At 39.7% G+C, this 17,145-nt stretch carries 15 protein-coding genes; 1 reads left to right on the top strand and 14 read right to left on the bottom strand.

From position 1 onward, the window contains the following. Positions 1 to 179: 179 nt before the first annotated feature. The 10 genes from LC033_RS07850 to LC033_RS07895 all read right to left on the bottom strand — a co-directional run bounded on the left by LC033_RS07850 (position 180) and on the right by LC033_RS07895 (position 11,290). Positions 180 to 1,247, bottom strand: a complete 1,068-nt coding sequence (locus LC033_RS07850) for a glycosyltransferase family 4 protein (protein ID WP_226567719.1) — start codon at positions 1,245 to 1,247, stop codon at positions 180 to 182. A 134-nt stretch (positions 1,248 to 1,381) separates the two neighbouring features. Next, on the bottom strand, positions 1,382 to 2,578 hold the full coding sequence (gene tuaH, locus LC033_RS07855; protein WP_226567752.1) for a teichuronic acid biosynthesis protein TuaH: 1,197 nt from the start codon (positions 2,576 to 2,578) through the stop codon (positions 1,382 to 1,384). Between the two features lie 19 nt (positions 2,579 to 2,597). Further along, a complete protein-coding gene (gene tuaG / locus LC033_RS07860; protein WP_226567720.1) occupies positions 2,598 to 3,353 on the bottom strand; it encodes a teichuronic acid biosynthesis protein TuaG in 756 nt (251 codons plus the stop codon). Between the two features lie 24 nt (positions 3,354 to 3,377). Then, the gene (gene tuaF / locus LC033_RS07865) at positions 3,378 to 4,055 is read right to left on the bottom strand and encodes a teichuronic acid biosynthesis protein TuaF (protein ID WP_226567721.1); all 678 of its coding nucleotides are present in this window, start codon (positions 4,053 to 4,055) and stop codon (positions 3,378 to 3,380) included. Between the two features lie 71 nt (positions 4,056 to 4,126). Further along, the gene (gene tuaE / locus LC033_RS07870) at positions 4,127 to 5,584 is read right to left on the bottom strand and encodes a teichuronic acid biosynthesis protein TuaE (protein ID WP_226567722.1); all 1,458 of its coding nucleotides are present in this window, start codon (positions 5,582 to 5,584) and stop codon (positions 4,127 to 4,129) included. Between the two features lie 39 nt (positions 5,585 to 5,623). Further along, positions 5,624 to 6,553, bottom strand: a complete 930-nt coding sequence (locus LC033_RS07875; protein WP_226567723.1) for an NAD-dependent epimerase/dehydratase family protein — start codon at positions 6,551 to 6,553, stop codon at positions 5,624 to 5,626. A 17-nt stretch (positions 6,554 to 6,570) separates the two neighbouring features. Further along, positions 6,571 to 7,905: a UDP-glucose 6-dehydrogenase TuaD gene (gene tuaD, locus LC033_RS07880; RefSeq protein WP_281430319.1), complete on the bottom strand. Its 1,335-nt coding sequence runs from the start codon at positions 7,903 to 7,905 to the stop codon at positions 6,571 to 6,573. 74 nt (positions 7,906 to 7,979) lie between these two features. Beyond that, complete coding sequence (gene tuaC / locus LC033_RS07885) at positions 7,980 to 9,164, bottom strand: teichuronic acid biosynthesis protein TuaC (protein WP_226567724.1); 1,185 nt, start codon at positions 9,162 to 9,164, stop codon at positions 7,980 to 7,982. Beyond that, complete coding sequence (gene tuaB, locus LC033_RS07890) at positions 9,161 to 10,612, bottom strand: teichuronic acid biosynthesis protein TuaB (protein WP_226567725.1); 1,452 nt, start codon at positions 10,610 to 10,612, stop codon at positions 9,161 to 9,163. Before tuaB ends, tuaC begins: the two co-directional genes overlap by 4 nt. Positions 10,613 to 10,630: 18 nt before the next feature. Beyond that, positions 10,631 to 11,290 carry a sugar transferase gene (locus LC033_RS07895; protein WP_226567726.1) on the bottom strand — a complete coding sequence of 220 codons (660 nt, stop codon included), beginning with the start codon at positions 11,288 to 11,290 and terminating at the stop codon, positions 10,631 to 10,633. 663 nt (positions 11,291 to 11,953) lie between these two features. Between LC033_RS07895 and LC033_RS17255 the strand changes: the two genes are divergently transcribed. Next, the gene (locus LC033_RS17255) at positions 11,954 to 12,091 is read left to right on the top strand and encodes an IS3 family transposase (protein WP_226567754.1); all 138 of its coding nucleotides are present in this window, start codon (positions 11,954 to 11,956) and stop codon (positions 12,089 to 12,091) included. Between the two features lie 54 nt (positions 12,092 to 12,145). Here LC033_RS17255 and lytA (LC033_RS07905) read toward each other — a convergent pair whose 3' ends face one another. From lytA (LC033_RS07905) to lytA (LC033_RS07920), 4 genes are all read right to left on the bottom strand, one after another. Beyond that, on the bottom strand, positions 12,146 to 12,616 hold the full coding sequence (lytA, locus tag LC033_RS07905) for an acidic lipoprotein LytA (protein ID WP_264188682.1): 471 nt from the start codon (positions 12,614 to 12,616) through the stop codon (positions 12,146 to 12,148). A gap of 424 nt (positions 12,617 to 13,040) precedes the next feature. After that, a complete protein-coding gene (locus LC033_RS07910) occupies positions 13,041 to 14,531 on the bottom strand; it encodes an N-acetylmuramoyl-L-alanine amidase (protein WP_226567728.1) in 1,491 nt (496 codons plus the stop codon). A gap of 23 nt (positions 14,532 to 14,554) precedes the next feature. Continuing rightward, positions 14,555 to 16,666, bottom strand: a complete 2,112-nt coding sequence (locus LC033_RS07915; RefSeq protein WP_376776424.1) for a SpoIID/LytB domain-containing protein — start codon at positions 16,664 to 16,666, stop codon at positions 14,555 to 14,557. A gap of 21 nt (positions 16,667 to 16,687) precedes the next feature. Continuing rightward, positions 16,688 to 17,011: an acidic lipoprotein LytA gene (lytA, locus tag LC033_RS07920; protein ID WP_226567729.1), complete on the bottom strand. Its 324-nt coding sequence runs from the start codon at positions 17,009 to 17,011 to the stop codon at positions 16,688 to 16,690. Positions 17,012 to 17,145: the final 134 nt, after the last annotated feature.

The following is a 17,145-nucleotide window of genomic DNA, read 5'->3' on the forward strand; positions in this document are numbered from 1 at the left end:
TCAAAATAGCTGAAGCAGTTCAAGAAGCAGTATGTAAATATATCTATTTTACAACCATCAACGATTCCAACAGAAGTTAAACAACCTGAGCCCATATCAATACAGGACTCAGGCTGCTTAGTGTCTTTTTAACACTGTCTACTTGACAGGGGTCACTTCATTAGGAACAGGTTGTTTTTTTATTGCCTTTTGACCATGCGCTTATAGAATTTTGTAAATGGTTTAAACTCTTCGTTCACTAAACCAGTGACTTCCGCAATGACTTGCATAAACATGACCAGTAAAAATATAATGATCAGTGATAACCAAATGGTTGCGCTTGTCATCAAAATCGCACTCAAGCTGAAGACTAAGCCAATCATGTAAATTACGATCACAGCCATTCGATGAGATAAGCCAAAGGCCATGAGTCTATGATGGATGTGAGATTTGTCAGGCGCCGAAATTGGCTGTTTATTTAATATCCGCCTGATGATCGCAAAAGTGGTATCGAAAATAGGGACACCTAAGATGATCACCGGGATAACGACACTAAACAAAGTGACACTTTTGTATAACCCTAACAGAGACAGCACTGAAATCATGTAGCCTAAAAATAATGAGCCTGTATCACCCATAAAAATCTTTGCCGGATGGAAGTTATAAAATAGAAAGCCGATTGTACTGCCAATGACGACAAGAGACAAAGAAAGAATGAGTATCTTGTCAGCAGAAAATGCCATCACAGCAATCGTTGTTAAACCGATGACAGAAATTCCGGCAGCAAGTCCATCCAGGCCGTCAATTAAATTGATCGCATTTGTGATTCCGACAATCCATAACACAGTTAGGGGATATGCCATCCAGCCTAACTCGAGTCGATCTGTTAAGAAAGGAACAGAGAAAAAGTCCATTTTTAAACCCGTGCTCACGATCAAGCAAGCCACGAGAACTTGCACGAGAAATTTAAATTTTGCACTTAAATTATATTTATCATCAAATATACCTAAAATGACGATGAGTACGGCACCAACTGAAATAGCTGTAATTTTATTATGTAGAAACAGCCCACCTGCTAATGCTCCAGCCACTACCCCAATAAAAATCGCCAAACCGCCCATTCGAGGCATTACTTTATCATGAACTTTTCGTTTATTCGGCTGGTCCACTGCACCAATCTTAATTGCAAACTTTTTGACGATTGGTGTCACAATTAAAACTGTAGCCAGAGAGACAAAAAACGCTAACAGGGCGCGTTCGTATTCCATAGGTCAGTCTCCTTCTAAATTGAAATCTGTATTTTGTATATTGGCCGCTCTTTCCATTATACAATTGAATATAGGATGATCACAAGCTCCCTCTGTGAAGAAGATACAAATAAAAACGCACAATCCTGAATCAATTATGCGTTTTCTTTAATATTCGTTAATTCCACCATATTTGTGAACAGCGCATGCCAATCTTTTTTCTTTGCCCGACTTTGTCTTAGATGTTTGTAGGTCAAGTCGTCTTTTTTGCTGATCACTTTTTGACAGGCTTCTACGAAAAGAGCTGGATTTTTGCCCTCTAAATACTCATACACATTATTCTCTCTTAGCCTTTCCGTTGACGGAAGATTTAAACCTACTACAGGCTTTCCTGCAGCTAAAAATTCAAATAGCTTAAGCGGGAAAACCGCTTTATTATAAGGAGACTGTTTGTATGGCATCATTCCTACATCAATCAGTTTCATATACGCAGGCACTTTTTCTGGTGCAACAGCCCCTGTCCAAATGACATTTGGCAGTTTGAGTGCATGCTGAAAAGATGGATCTCCATTTGTTCCATCCGGACCGACAAATAAAAATGTCCAATCTGGCTGCATGTGAGCAACTTGCGCAATCATGTCAAAATCGAGCTTCGGCTTGATTCCTCCAATAAAGCCAAGAACGGTTCCTTTTCTTCCTTCTAGCACATCCTCCTTACAAGGGAGAGTGCTTTTCGCAAACATATCGTATTCAACCCCATTTTCCACTGTGAACACATCTTTCGGTTCACCCATGAGACGCTTTTTGATTTGATCGTGTAAATATTGTGAAGAGCATGTAATACTATGTGAGTATTTAATAATACGATTCTCTGCTTTTACAATGACACGCTGTCTCATATAAGAGAGGATGTTATTTTTCCCGCTTATCGGCTCTCCCCACAGATCACTGCAATCATACACAATATGTTTCCATTTAAATAAAGAAGATAAGAGCGGAAAGCCAGGAAACGTATACCATAAGCAAACAGCTACCCCCTTCTTTTCCTCCTGCCGCAAATGCTCAAGAAGTGGGGACAACTTATGAATATAGAACATATCTTGATAACGACCAAAGCGAAAAAATTTGCTCTTAAACACATCAGGAATGGTCATTTGCTTCATTCGATCCGTTATGGGCTGAAAGGGAGCTGTATGACGGGCTGAAGATGGACATACCCAAATAACCTCTTTCGTTTCTGGATCAGATGCTAGAAATTCAGCCAAGCGATGCCGTCTGTACCTCAGGCCATCCTGCCCCCATTCTCCCGTTGCTACGATAACATGTATGATCGAGTTGGCTTTCACCTTTATCACCTTTTTTCCCTTCTGTTTATAAGCGCTTCTTCACAGCATTTGTGGCATAGTGCATAAAACACCAAGACGCTTTGACAAAATGAAGCTGCTCTATTTCTCTGTAGACAAACCACGTTTTTTTCGCCGCTTTCCACTTGTTACTAGAGATAGAGTTTCCAACGATGCGATATTCACTTAAGGGCTCACTCATCCCATAGGCCGTAAATCCTCTTTTTAAAATTGACAGCCATGTTGCCAGGTCCTGTCTAGTTCGGATGTTCGGCATTTCCACATGTCCTACCTGTTGAAGATCTAGCATCACTGTCAAACAGCCGATAATTGTATTTTTCAAGGCTTCATTGTAGTTCAATTGAGATGGTGCAGTGACTGTTTTTTGTAATGGTTCTCCATTTTCTGCAATGATGTCATACGCGGTGAATGAAAAGGCATAATCATTCGCTAACATAAAGCCTACCTGCTTTTCGAGCTTTGTCTCTTTCCACTTATCATCGCTGTCTAAAAATGCGATAAAACGGCCTCTTGCCTGTTTGATGGCTGTGTTTCTAGCAATGGCGGCTCCCCCATTTTCCTCTAAATATATGACGTTGATTCTGTCGTCCGTTTGACTTAATTCGCCTAATAGCTTCCTTGTTCCATCTGTTGAGCGATCATCTGCAATGATCAGCTCCCAGTTAGAATAGGTTTGGGCAAGGACGGAATGAACTGTATCCGTTAAATAACGTTCCGCATTATACGCCGGTGTAATGATTGATACTAACGGTTGTTTGTTCACCTAAGACTCATCTCCAGTTCATCATTAAGATTCTTTGAACACTTCAGGTAACACCACAAACATAAGCGAGATGCTAAAGCCAATGACAAGTCCAAGCAGTGCCCGTTTTTTCGCTGACATGCCTTTATTGCCTTCATCCAGCACTTGGGCATGATCGACAATCGTTGCCTGCTTCATTCCGAGCTTTGTTGCCTCCAATTCATATAAGAATCGTTCTTTATCGACTTTGGAGCCATTGCTGACAGATTCGTCTTCAATAGCGGATAATCTACTTTCAATAACCTGCTGTCTTTTCGTAAATAATGCTTTGTCTTGCTTTAGAAATGTATCTGATACCTGCTTGACAACAGCCAAAGCTCGATCCTTATCGGCATCTGTAAACGAAAGCTGTAATTGTGTATCTAATTGATTGGTTAGAATCAGACGGTTTTTCACATCCTGCCTTTCTTCTTCCTTTACATCTCGGAGTGCTTGACTAAGAAATGCATCGCTTTTTAATAGAGATGTCACTTCTGCTATATTGTTATACACCCCGTCATCATATTTACCAAGCGTCAAGGTAACAACTGCTGTGTAACTAGACTTTTCTACTGTCCCTTTGGCAAAAAAGAAACCAAAAGCGGCTAATACGACAGGTAGCAGCACAAGCCATATGATATATTTTTTGATTCGCTTCCCTATTCTTAATATGAAACCAGACATGTTCATTCTCCCAACATTTGACGTATTTGCTTTTTCACTAGTGTAACCATACAAGCTCAGCATCACACGTTTTACCACGGCTTGAAACGTTGTTTATTTTTCATGATATTCACCGCTGCGATCACCAGCCCTAAAAACACCCAGTGGAAATATAAATTCGAGACGGAACTAGGACTGATACTTGAGACGAGAAAGCTCAGCATTGCAGCAAATAGACCTTCAATAATCATCTTTGCTGATCTCGTGTCAGCCAATTTGTATTGTTTGTACAGTGAGAACATGAGATAGGCGTACACTGCGATATAGCCTAGCGTGACTGCAAATCCAAAATTCGTCATCACCTCTAGCAGCCAATTGTGTACTTCAACGACTTGATCTGTATCAAAGATCGAAAAGTGGGCTAAGTAGTATGACACGTTGCCCGCTCCGACCCCGAACCCGTATGAATTCGTAAAGAAATGCCATGCGTTTTTAATCAAATTCGCTCTAGCAATGTTGGATGGGAGTGGTTCACTAAAAGAATGTGCGACCTGAGAAGCAAGAAACAAGTCATAAAAGACCGAATAGATCTTAGCTGAAAAGACGGCAATACATATGACACCTAACCCGCCTGCTGCGATGAGTGACCACTTTTTTAAGAAGCGAGGCATCAGCAGCCACACATAGATCGCCGCTCCAGCAAAAACACCAAGCAAGCTGGCGCGAGATTCTGTTAACAAAATGAGATACAGCGCTGCGATCGCTCCTAATAAACCAAACGCTTTGATATAACCATTTTTCATTTGACGCATACACGCCACATATAAGAAAAAGCTAATGGATAAAAACGTCGCGAAATCATTTTGATTAAAGAAGACAGCTGTAGGATAGTGCTGTTTGTACGCTGGTCCAAGATACAATGATGTATTCGGTAAATGGATCAAGGTAAAGTGATTATAAAACCCGATCCCCATCACAAATACGGTCATGACAAGCCAAATGCTATAAAATGTCACAATCTGATCCATCCGCTGAATGTACATGACCACAAGAAAGACGAACCCCATCCCCATCGCAAGGAGAGACATATATTTCAGACCGTCTGTGACTGAATGAGCCCAAAGCAATGAGATGAGCCCGTAAAGAAACCATGAAGCGAAAAAACCGAGAATGCCTTTTACACGAAGATGTTGCCAATGCGATATGTACGTCCCCTTATCTCTCATCCTCCAAATCAATAAAGCAAAGACGACAATGAGCATAATCCGATATAGAAAAAGACTAAAGAAACCGACACTAATAGAAAAGAAAGCGTTATTGAGAAAGGTGAATGCAATCAAAAGGTAGATAGCTGACATGAATATTTGCTCACCATTCAAATATAGCTTCATCAATACTGCAACTGCCACAAGAACTACAAGCAATACCGGAATTGCCATCATCTTTTTTACCCCAACAGGCTGCGTGAATGCCATTTGCACAAGCCAAATTCCTGCAGCAAATAAAATAAATCCGAGCATGATTTGCCATGCTGTTTGTTTCACACTCATACCCATTTTCCTCCTAAGCCATCCATCCGATTTGAGGGATTAAGCCTTTACTTCCTGTTCATAGTAGGAAATGGTACGTGCCAAACCTTCTTGTAAAGTTACGACAGGCTCCCATGCTAAGACTCGTTTCGTATCCTCATTCGCCAATGTACTATGAACAATATCTCCTTCACGCTGCGGCTTGTAAATCGGTTCAAGATGTGATTTCGTCACTCGCTTCATCGTTTGAAACAACTCATTGACAGTAATGGAATCACCACACGATATATTTAAACAAACGTTTGATTGGGCTGTTAAAGCTTTGACATTCGCTGCTGCTAGATCACCGACATAGATAAAATCCCTTGTTTGTTCGCCGTCTCCGAAAATGAATGGTGCCTCATGCTTTGCAAACTTATCAGAAAAAATAGAGACAACCCCACCTTCGCCAAGTGCATCTTGACGCGGGCCATATACATTGCTATATCGCAGAATACAATAATCCACATGATAGAGTGATTTTGCCATTTCTAAGTATCGCTCTACTGTGAGTTTCGATAAGCCATAGGGTGAACCAGGCTGTAGTGGATGAGCTGTATCCACTGGCAGATAAACTGGGTCTCCATAGACAGCTGCCGAAGAGGCGAATATTACCTTCTTGACACCAATCTCTGAAGCAGCTTTGATCACATGCAGAGATCCTTTAATATTCACTTCCTGATCATATATATAATCTTTGACCGACATTGCTACACTTACCTGTGCAGCAAGATGAATGATGTAGTCTGGTGCGATTTGTTTGATGATTTCACCCACTTCTGGTTTTGTTATATCCGCTTCAATACATTGAACAGATAAATGAGCAATATTTTCCTTACTACCTGTTGAAAAATTATCAAGTACGATGGCCTCATATCCCTTTTCTATTAATTTTTCAACAGTATGTGAACCTATAAATCCACTGCCTCCAGTAACCAATACTTTCTTCATCCAAGTTTCCTCCTAAATCAAGCTTCTAATAACATCTTAACATCCTGTACATGAGGACGACCGATTGAATGATAAATAAAGCCGTTTTTTCTCATTTGATCTGGTTCAAATACATTGCGTCCATCGATAATGACTGGACGTTGAAGAAGACTTCTGACTTTCTCCATATCCATTTTTAATACTTCTTCCCATTCAGTCAAAATTAAACAGGCATCTGAATTCTCTATTGTTTGATATAGATTGTTGCTAAATATTATCTCGTTCCCAAGGATCTCCTTCGCTTCTAAGTGAGCAATTGGATCGTACGCTTTTACGTAAGCTCCCAAATCTTGTAGCATAGGAATAATATCAAGGGCTGGAGAGGATCTCAAATCATTTGTATTAGGTTTAAATGCCAACCCTAATACCGAAATGGTTTTTCCTTTTATTTCACCATAGACATCCATCAATTTTTTTACAAGATACGCTCGTTGATGTGTATTTGTTTCTACAACAGATTCAATTAGTTTAAAACGATAGCCTACTGTTTCAGCTATTTTTAATAGTGCCTTGGTATCTTTCGGGAAACAGGAACCCCCAAATCCGACTCCAGCTTTTAAAAATTTCTGCCCAATCCGGCTATCTAGGCCAACACCTTCTGATACTTTCTCAACATCTGCACCCACTCGATCACATATGTTGGCAATATCATTGATAAAGGAAATTTTGGTTGCAAGCATCGCATTTGCAGCGTATTTAATCATCTCTGCACTTTCTATATTGGTTTCCACCACTGCTGTTTGAAATGGTTCATGTAACTCCTTAATGATTTCCAATGCATGAGAACTTGTAGACCCTATGACAACTCGCTCCATATTCATCGTATCTTTAATAGCAGAGCCTTCTCGAAGGAATTCTGGATTTGACACAACGTCAAAGGGGTATTTGCTTCGTGAAGCTTTCTCTACAATGGCTTTAACAAGTCGACCCGTGCCCACTGGCACCGTACTTTTATTAACAATGACTTTGTATCCATTCAAGGATTCACCAACAGTTTGAGCAACTGCTTTCACGTAAGTTAAATCCGCTTCCCCCTTCGGTGTCATTGGTGTGCCTACAGCAATATAAATAATCGTTGATTCTCGAATCGCAGCAAGAATATTGGTTGTAAAACACAGTCTTCCTTCTTCTGTATTCTTTTCAATCAATTCCTTTAAACCAGGTTCATAAATTGGAACGATACCACTTTTTAAGCTGTTGATTTTTGATTCATCGATGTCACAGCAGATGACGCGATTTCCGATATCAGCAAAACAAGTACCCGATACTAACCCGACATACCCTGTTCCAATCACAGCAATTTTCTTCATCATTCTTCATCCTCTCAGTAAAAGCATTTGACCGTTCCAAACTGTATATCTATCATCCTTTGCACATTTCATCCTGTTTAAACGATGGATGTTGATTGATTCAGCATCTTTTCATATTGCCGAATCAGATGCTCAGCATTATGTGTTGATGAATATTCTCTATGGACGATTCGGTGAAGATCGTCCTTCACTTGTTCATTCCATTTATTTTCATAAAGGTAGGTATGAATGGACTCTTTTAGCTGACTCGTTGAACGCGGTTCAATGAGCAGGTGTTGATAGGTCGAAAATAATGACGGTAGACCACCTACTCGTGTCGCAATGACAGGTACCTTTAACGAAAGCGCCTCAAGGACGACGGTCGGCATTCCTTCACTATAGGAAGGAAGTGCAAATAGATCGGCTGCCATTAAGTAGTCTTTCACCTGATCATTTGGCACCTGCCCTGGGAGTATAATTGATTCCCCAGCTCGTTCAGTCAGCTCCTTTGCAAGTGGTCCTATTCCGACACATACCGCTTTCACACCATCCATCCCACTGACAACATCAGCTAATTCAAGCAAGCCTTTCTCTTTGACTAATCGCCCGACAAAGACAACAAGCTTGTCGTGAAGCGGTAAACCTAACTGCTTTCTGATGTCTTCTTTATTTCCATGCGTTTCAGAAAATGACTTGAGCGGAATACCGAGCGGGAGAAATTTTGCTCCCACCTTTGTCATGTCATTGGTCTTTTTTGCCAGCTCCTCACTCACTGTCAAAACAGCAGCTGCCTGTTTCACCGCTGTCTCAAAGGCTGCAAGCGCCCCTTTGCTATAGCGGGGATACACGTTGACATCACTGCCGTGCAAGGTCAGAAGATAACGGATATGAGCTTCTTTTTGTATCACGGCAGCTGCGCCACCTGACGGCATGGCAAAGTGCGCATGGATGAAATCTGGTGACAGCTGATGACGCTGCATTGTGCGCAGAACAGCAACTGCTATTCGTTTACTCGGCTGTGCCCATTTCAGCTGTCCCGGTAATGCTGTATAGGGAGGTCTGTAAACCGTCACACCACACCGTATTTCCTGTTCTGGCAAATCTCTTTTCTGCCGATAGGATGCCTTGAACATCCGTAAGATAGGCGGATTCACTGGATTGGGACAAATGACTGTCACTTCTATTCCTTGCTTGAGAAGTTCCTGCACTTGCGTTTCATGAAAGACGCCCTCACTCGGATGTTTTTCACTAGGATATACACTTGTCAGCCATAGAACCTTCATGACGAACGACCTCTTCTCAATAATTTTCCTACAACCTGTGGATACATTTTGACGAGCAGCAGGCCATACAAAGCAGCACTTAAACAAATAGTCAGGAGTAATTGAAGCGAAACATCTGCTGACGTCAGCTTCATTCCTTGATGTAAAACCACAGCACAGGCGGACATCACCAAAGTCATGACAGCAGGCTTTAGAAGTGATTTTAGATACACCTTCATATCAAGCTGAATCACGTAAGCCATGAGCCATCTGCCGACAATGAAATTCAGTAGGCTGACACCTGAGTAAATCCAAGCCACAGTCAACAGACTGCCTGTACTGACTCCTGCATACAACGCGCATCCATAGATGATGAGCATGACTGTATCCCAATAAAAAGCTAAATCCACTCTTCCTTTTGCAAGTAGTATTGAACCATTTGGGTTCATTAGCACACGCAGAAGACCGACGATGCACAAAATATTGAGAACAGGAACTGCTACTAACCATTTCTCTCCAAACACAACTTCTATAAAGCTATCTGATACAACAGCGAGGCCGATTAATAAAGGAAAACTAATCAGTGCGAGCAGATTTGTCATACTTAGAAAGCCCTCGCGCAGCATCGAGTGATCACGCTGACTCTTTGCAAAAACAGGGAAAGCCACTCTCGTTACAATTGGATTGATTTTCAGCACGGGGATCGTCACAATTTGATAGGCCAAGCTGTAAATGCCTAACGCCTCCGCTCCAAGAAACCGGCCGACTAAAATCATATCAATATTAGATCCTGCTCGATTAACTAGCCTAGATGCTAGCTGAAAAGCACCGAATGAGAAAAATTCTTTCACTTCCCCTAATGCGAAAACTGGTGCTGGTCGCCACTTCTTCCAATAAGCCGCTGCATACAATAGACCTTTTCCTGATTGCAGCAGCACTTGAGATATGACATAGGCAACAACTGGATTGATGAAAAAGGCAAGGAGGAGTAACACGAGAAGCGATATGATGGTCGCAATCGTTTCAATGGTACTTAATGTTTTAAAAGCTAAGTCTTTTTGCATCATATATTGGTATTGCTGACCAATTGGAGCAATCAGAAACATAATCGATAATAGCTGGAGCAGATTTTCCAGCTCAGGCCGGGCATAAAAGGCAGCAATCATTGGGCTTACAAGGATAAGTAAACAAAACAAGACAATACCTGTGAGTAAGTTAATCCAATATAATGTAGATAATTGACGTTCTGTCGTTTGTTCCTTTTGAATGATCGCTGCACCGATGCCTAGATCAAGTAAAATCTGCGTAAATATTGTGACAGTTGTGATCATGCCAACGAGACCAAACTCTTTAAGGGACATCACGTTCCCTAAAAAGGCGAACTGTGCAATTTGGATGATGGTAATGATCAATGCGGACAAACTTGTCCATTTTGCCCCGCCTAGCATTCGATTTTTCATACTTGCCATTCCTCTTCCCTACTTTGCTTATCTGGCTCCGTCACCAGTCATGATGACTTTTAACGTTTTTACCATAATCTTCGTGTCAAGAGAAAATGTAAAGTTTTGAATATACTGTAAATCGTGTGATAATTTTTCACTTGGACTAATTTCATATCCTCCATTTACTTGAGCAAGACCTGTTAGTCCCGGCTTCACCGCCAGCCTTTTTGTAAAGCCCGGAATCGTCCGATGAAACTCAGCGGTAAACATCGGTCTTTCCGGCCGTGGACCTACGATACTCATTTCTCCTTTTAACACGTTAATAAATTGTGGCAGTTCATCAATTCTTGTTTTTCGGATGAATGCCCCCACTTTGGTGACACGTGGGTCATTTTTTTGCGCCCATTTCGCTCCTCCGCTTTCTGCGTCGGTTCTCATCGATCTGAGCTTCCATAATTTAAAGTAAACACCGTCTTTCCCGACCCTTTCCTGCATATAAAAGGCTGGCCCTGGTGTTTCTAACTTAATCAAGAGGGCAAACAGCAAAATGATTGGCGTACTTAACATCAATCCGATGAACGAGAACAATAAGTCTATGAAACGTTTTGCAAATAAATAACGAACCATATGTTCTGTTAAGGCAAAAGAATGGTTTCGTCTCACTTCAAATTCTCTGTAAAGATTCATCGCCTTCTCTGCGCTCACTGACCTGCACCTCACCCTTCAAATAGTTGTTGTGTAAAGAGATGTTCTATGAAAGTCAGTTTAGCAGAGAAACATTAAGCAGATGTAAATGGGATGTTAATTCTTGTAAAAGTGTGTTAAGAATAAGCACTTATATCAAGTTATGCCCTTTTCAACGTAAAAAAGACCCGCTTTATGGTATGATCCCCTCTAAGTAGACAGTGTAAAAAGCCAAATTTTCATAATCGGCTGTTACACTATACTTGGAGGGGATTTTTTATGGCACATACAGGACAACATTTTCAATACTATACGAAAGAATTTAAGATGAAAGCTGTCAAAATGTACGAAGAATAGAAGCTATCACTCATTATCTGAAGCATCAGGTCTCAGAAGTTCAACTCAGCAAAAAAATTGGGACAGGAAATATCGTGAGGGACAATCTTTTGAAGATCAACGAGGAAAAATACAAAGTCAGAAAATCCTTTTAGTGGATGTCCTAAGTCTATCTTTAAAAGTGTGGAAGAAGAAAGAGATTATTTAAAGGCACAGGTAAGCGTTATCCAAATCTTCACGGGGAGGACGGATTTTGAAGACTGCACGGTTTGAAGTTGTTCACGAATTAAAGACCCTTTATCTGTTGACATGGCTGGTGTATCCATGGCGTAAGAATCAAGGGTTTGAATCGAATTATTTTTCTCTCATCTCAAAACACTTCACAAGAGCATAGAAGATTACATTCAATTCTATAATCACGATCCATTCCAGAAAAAATTAAACCAGTGTGCTCCGATAGAATACCGTCACACACTGGCTACTTAGGCTTTTTATATGTGTCTACTTGACAGGGATTAGACCATTCTGCGGGTCTTTTCTTTATTTTGCCTTTACAGATTCAATTGTTTTAAGTCGTAGTGTTCCGTTTGCATCTTTTGTATAAGTCACTTTCACTTTTGATTCTTCTTTTAGGCTGTTCACTTGTTTTGAAAATGAATTTCCGAATGAAATGGCTACTTCTTTCCCATCAATATTGACAGCAATTGTGTGTCCATCAGCCAAACCGACAAAAGTGCCTTCTTTTGTGATTTCTTTACTTGAGCTTTCTTTTGAATCTTCATTGGATTGCCCTGCTTGATCCTCTGTTTGAGCAGTTGTTTCTTTGCTTTGATCGTCTGCTTTTTCATTTGTAGACTTATCTTCAACTGTTTCATCTGATACATTTTCTTTGTCAGTAGTTTCTTTTTTGCTGTTATCCGTATTGTCGCTTGATTGATTAGTTGTGCCGCACGCTGTAAGCATGACACCTAGAAGAAAGACTAGAAACGGCATCGTGATTATTTTTTTCAATATCGTCACCTCTTCATAATTTGTCGATTTGCTGTTATCGAAAACACGTTAAAAATCTACTCTCTATGTTTCAATTATAACAAAAATAACCTGAAATGAATGTATATTGAACTTGACACATAAACAGTCTTTTCATTTTGAATCAAAGTAAGTCGAAACACCAGATGCAATCCAGAGGTAAGCTGATCTTTCGCAGCAGAAGATTTATATATTTTGCATCAAATGGGCTTGTGTTAAAGCTAGGCTCCAGCAATATGCTTGGTCTGCACGCTTAGGGAGAGCACGAATAATAAAGACATTTGATATCTTATGAAGGCAACATCCTTAGTATGACCACTTCATGTACTATTGATAAAAAAAGGCTGCGGAGAGACGTTCTCGAGCAGCCTAAGAGGAGTATCTTAACCACCCCTCATATTTTTTCTTATCTAAAATAACCTGAAACGCCGCTTGAAATACCAGCCGCTAATTTATCTTTATAAGTAGCAGATTTCAAAATATTTGAATCGACTGGACTGGAAACAAAACCAGTTTCAAGCAAGACACTTGGCATCTTTGAATACTTAATGACATAGAATCCAGCTGTTTTCACACCGCGGTCTCTTGTGCCTAATGCACTGACCATTTTAGGCTGGATGTTTTGCGCAAGCTTTAAGCTGTTTGCAGATTCATATGTTGCGTCATAATACGTTTCTGTTCCATTTGCGCTGCTGTTATCATGTGCGTTCGCATGGACACTAATAAAGATATCTGCTTTCGCAGAAGCACCTTTACTTACTCGTGTTTCAAGACTGTCAAATGTATCAGATGTACGTGACATGACTGGTAGTGCCCCAGCACTAGTCAATTTTGTATTTAGACGCTTAGCGACATCAAGGGTCACGTTTTTCTCAAGAAGACCGTATCCAATAGCACCAGAGTCTTGACCTCCATGACCAGGGTCAATAAAAACTGTTTTTCCAACGACTGGATTTTTCAATTGGGAAGTCACAGTATTCGTCACAGTAGATGTACCACCTAGAACACTAAATGAAGCGATCTTCTTTGAACCAATGATTTTTCTCGTTGCATTCGGTAATGTTTTTTCATTCGTGAAAATAAAGGCTTTACCCTGCTTGGCAGCAATACTAGCTCCTGAAGCGGCATCAGCGTATGCAAAACCATTACTAATATACGTATTACTTGTACTCATATTGTATTTCGTCACAATATTTGCAGCCACTTCATAACGATTTGCCCCACCAATTCTTTCAGGTGAAGGTAGTTTAGAATATGCTGATTTATTTACACTAGACTCTCCACCAACCACAATGGTCTTTTTAACTCCTCTGCTTTTAATCACCGCTGAGGTTTCCGAACGTAAATCTTTATCGTTTGTTAATAAGATTGGATAGCCTTGTTTTGCAGCATAAGGTGCAATGGCAACTGCATCTGCATAAGCAAAGCCATTTGCTACAACAGCCGTACTAGAGCTTTTCATTTGCTTTGCAATATTTGCTGCTAAATCATATCGATTATTACCACTAATACGATTTACTGAAATACCCATCGCCTTTAGCTGAGTTGTCACTTTGCTAGAGACACTCTTTGTTCCACCGAGAATAATCACATTCTTTGTCTTTAGATCTTGAAGACCTTTTTTTGTATCTGCAGATAAACTGCTACTGTTTGTAAAAAGAACAGGTGCATTTTTTTGATACGCATAAGGAACCGCACTTAAAGCGTCCGCATATGCTTCTTTACCTACAAGAACAACCGTACTCGATGTTGTCCAGCCTTTTTTCGCCGCATTCACCGCAACAACATAACGGTTTTTTCCATCAATTCTTGTGACTGAATTGTCAGCAAGTGCAGATGGAAGAAACAAAAACATTGTTACTACACTCAAAAATACAACTTTTATAATAGAGCGCACAGTTTATAACCTCCTTTGATGTTTTAATTCGTTGTTAACTTTGCACCCGGATAATAGAATGACAAAATACTTGAATATGAGGTTCCTGATTCAGCTCTCTCTTTCGCTCCATATTGACTCATTCCAACTCCATGACCATATCCTTTTCCTGAGATGGTAAAATCATTGGTGTTATTCTTCACTGAAGCATACGTGCTTTTTAAATTAGTCGCACCAAGTATTGATCTAAATTCAGTCATTTTAAAACTAAGTTTCGCTGATTTATTCATACTATAAGAACCCGTTTTATTTTTTAAGTGATAACTGATTTCCATAGAGGCTGTTTTTGCTCTCTGCCCTTTTGTTTTACCTGAAAAGGAGATGCTTGAAATTGTAGCTATCTTGATGTCTGAAGCCGAAGTTTCTTTATTTTTTAGAATCCAGCTCTTCAATCCTGTCAACTGACTCGCATTTGTTTCTGTTGTCTTACTCCACCAAGATGCTGGTTCTGCTGTGCTAAGCGATCTACTCAATTGTGTTTTTGATAGTTTAAGTGTCCAAGCATTCACTGGATCTTTTGTATCTGTTTTTGCTACTAAATAAGGAGATGCACTTGACCACACTTCGTCACTCGCCTCAGTGTAGCCTCCATTACTAGAATAGTAGGTAGCAGAAATCAGTTTATTATTATATTTTAGTACCTTACCTTTTGTAGCATCTACAGCTTTCGTAGAGTTTGTATACCAGTTGTATCCACCATATACTTGGAATGCTGTTGTATCTGGCACAACCTTCCCAATACTGTTCACAGAATATGTACGTGCTGCAACAGCCTGCGCTTTTAATGCCTCAACATGCCAGCTTGCTGGCATTTCATTCGGTACAACCCCTTTAAGATAATCTTCAAAAGGGATATTTTCATTTGTTGGGCGAATATAGCCTGATTCTACAGCAAAGTTCATTTCCCCCAAATATGCTTTCCCAGCAACTCGAATGACATTACTGGTTGAATAATTCTCTGGAACAATTCTTACTGAGGATCCAAACGTCTTAATGCCCTGGATAGAAATTTTTCCGTTGGAAACATTCAATTGATAATCCTTATTATTCTTCAAATAAAATTCATTTGATAATTTTTTTTGTAAACTTGTTGAAATGGATTTTGTTCCGCCAGACAATTGAAACGAGTTCGTCCCCTGTTTTTGCACAACTGATGTAACAGGTGATGTTAGACTATTTTCTTTTACAAGGACCATAGGACTGTTATTTTTGGCTGCTAAAAGCGAAAATGTAATAGCATCTGTAAAGATAGAACCATTTGCTAGGTATAGCTTATTAGCATCCATGTTTAACTCATTTACAATATTTGCTGAGACCTCATATCTATTAGCTCCACCGATTCTTTTAACTGTGGACGTTTTTTTGATTTGAGATTCAACTTTTTTGCTAACACTCTTTTCTCCACCAACAATGGTGACTTTACTTGGAAGCTTATAAGTTGGTAAGCTATCTTTCTTCGTTAACAGAATAGGATAGCCGTTTCTTGCAGCGTATGGTGTTATTGAAGCACTGTCAGTAAAAATGCTTCCTGTCGCCACTATAGCTTGACTATAGTTCCCCATCTCTTTTGCTATATTTTGTGAAACGTCATAACGTGATTTACCACTGATCCTGTTGATCTTCCCATATTTCTTCAGTGTTTTCTCTGTTGCTGAAGAAACACTTGTTGTTCCACCGATAATCAGGATATTGTCAGGATTCATCTTTTTAATTTGCTCTTCAGTTGTTTTTGTTAATGTTTCAGCATTCGTATATAAAATAGGTGCATTCAACTTATAAGCTAAAGGTGTAGCGGAAATTGCATCTGCAAACGCATCACGATTTACAATGACAATTGTAGATGGATTTTTCCAACCTGCTGAAGCAATATTATTGGCTACCTCATAACGGTTCTTACCATCATATCGAGCCATTGAAGATACATTTGTACCAGTCACTTTGTATAAGCCGGATGATGATATGTTAAAGCTCGTTTTATTTCCAACATAGTTTGATAATTTCACAGAAATTGTTGAGCTTGTCGCTGAAGCATCTTTTGGGATGAATACAAGTAAAAGTAAGATGAACATTGTGAAAGTTAGACTGATTTTTTTCAATTTAATGATCCCACCATCTCTCTATTGAACTTTTTTCATTTCTTGAATTTCCTTTTGACCACTGTCATTTAGAATGTAAAAAATGTCTACATTATCTCCTGGTTGAAATTTATTCAATACTTCATTGAAGTTTTCAGTAAATTCAAAACTCAAAGTAACATTTGACTTTTTCACTTCAATTGTATGAGAGTCTGCCATTCCTACATAATTGGCTGTTTCCTTTAACGTTTGAGAAGTTGAACTGCTTGTCTTCTTTTCTTCTAAGGACTGCTCAGCCGTTCCACATGCTGTGAGCACGATACCCAGTAGTAGTATTAAGAACGGTAAAACGATGATTTTCTTCATTTTTTTCACCTCATGTTTTTGTATCGTCTTATAACTTAATATTTTAAGGTAAATTTAAGGTTTTTTGAAACCTTTTTTTTGTTCCAACGTCTATATCTAGGTTGAGGGTAAAAAAATAACTTGTTTATCAAGAT

This window comes from Bacillus stratosphericus (genome assembly GCF_020524495.1).
Taxonomy (GTDB): domain Bacteria; phylum Bacillota; class Bacilli; order Bacillales; family Bacillaceae; genus Bacillus; species Bacillus stratosphericus_B.

Bases quoted from the DNA above. Each gene is read 5' to 3' on its own strand.
- LC033_RS07850 (WP_226567719.1), bottom strand. From the start codon at position 1,247: ATGGAATACGAACGCGCCCTGTTAGCGTTTTTTGTCTCTCTGGCTACA.
- tuaF (WP_226567721.1), bottom strand. From the start codon at position 4,055: ATGTCTGGTTTCATATTAAGAATAGGGAAGCGAATCAAAAAATATATC.
- tuaE (WP_226567722.1), bottom strand. From the start codon at position 5,584: ATGAGTGTGAAACAAACAGCATGGCAAATCATGCTCGGATTTATTTTA.
- LC033_RS07875 (WP_226567723.1), bottom strand. From the start codon at position 6,553: ATGAAGAAAGTATTGGTTACTGGAGGCAGTGGATTTATAGGTTCACAT.
- tuaD (WP_281430319.1), bottom strand. From the start codon at position 7,905: ATGATGAAGAAAATTGCTGTGATTGGAACAGGGTATGTCGGGTTAGTA.
- tuaC (WP_226567724.1), bottom strand. From the start codon at position 9,164: ATGAAGGTTCTATGGCTGACAAGTGTATATCCTAGTGAAAAACATCCG.
- tuaB (WP_226567725.1), bottom strand. From the start codon at position 10,612: ATGGCAAGTATGAAAAATCGAATGCTAGGCGGGGCAAAATGGACAAGT.
- lytA (WP_226567729.1), bottom strand. From the start codon at position 17,011: ATGAAGAAAATCATCGTTTTACCGTTCTTAATACTACTACTGGGTATC.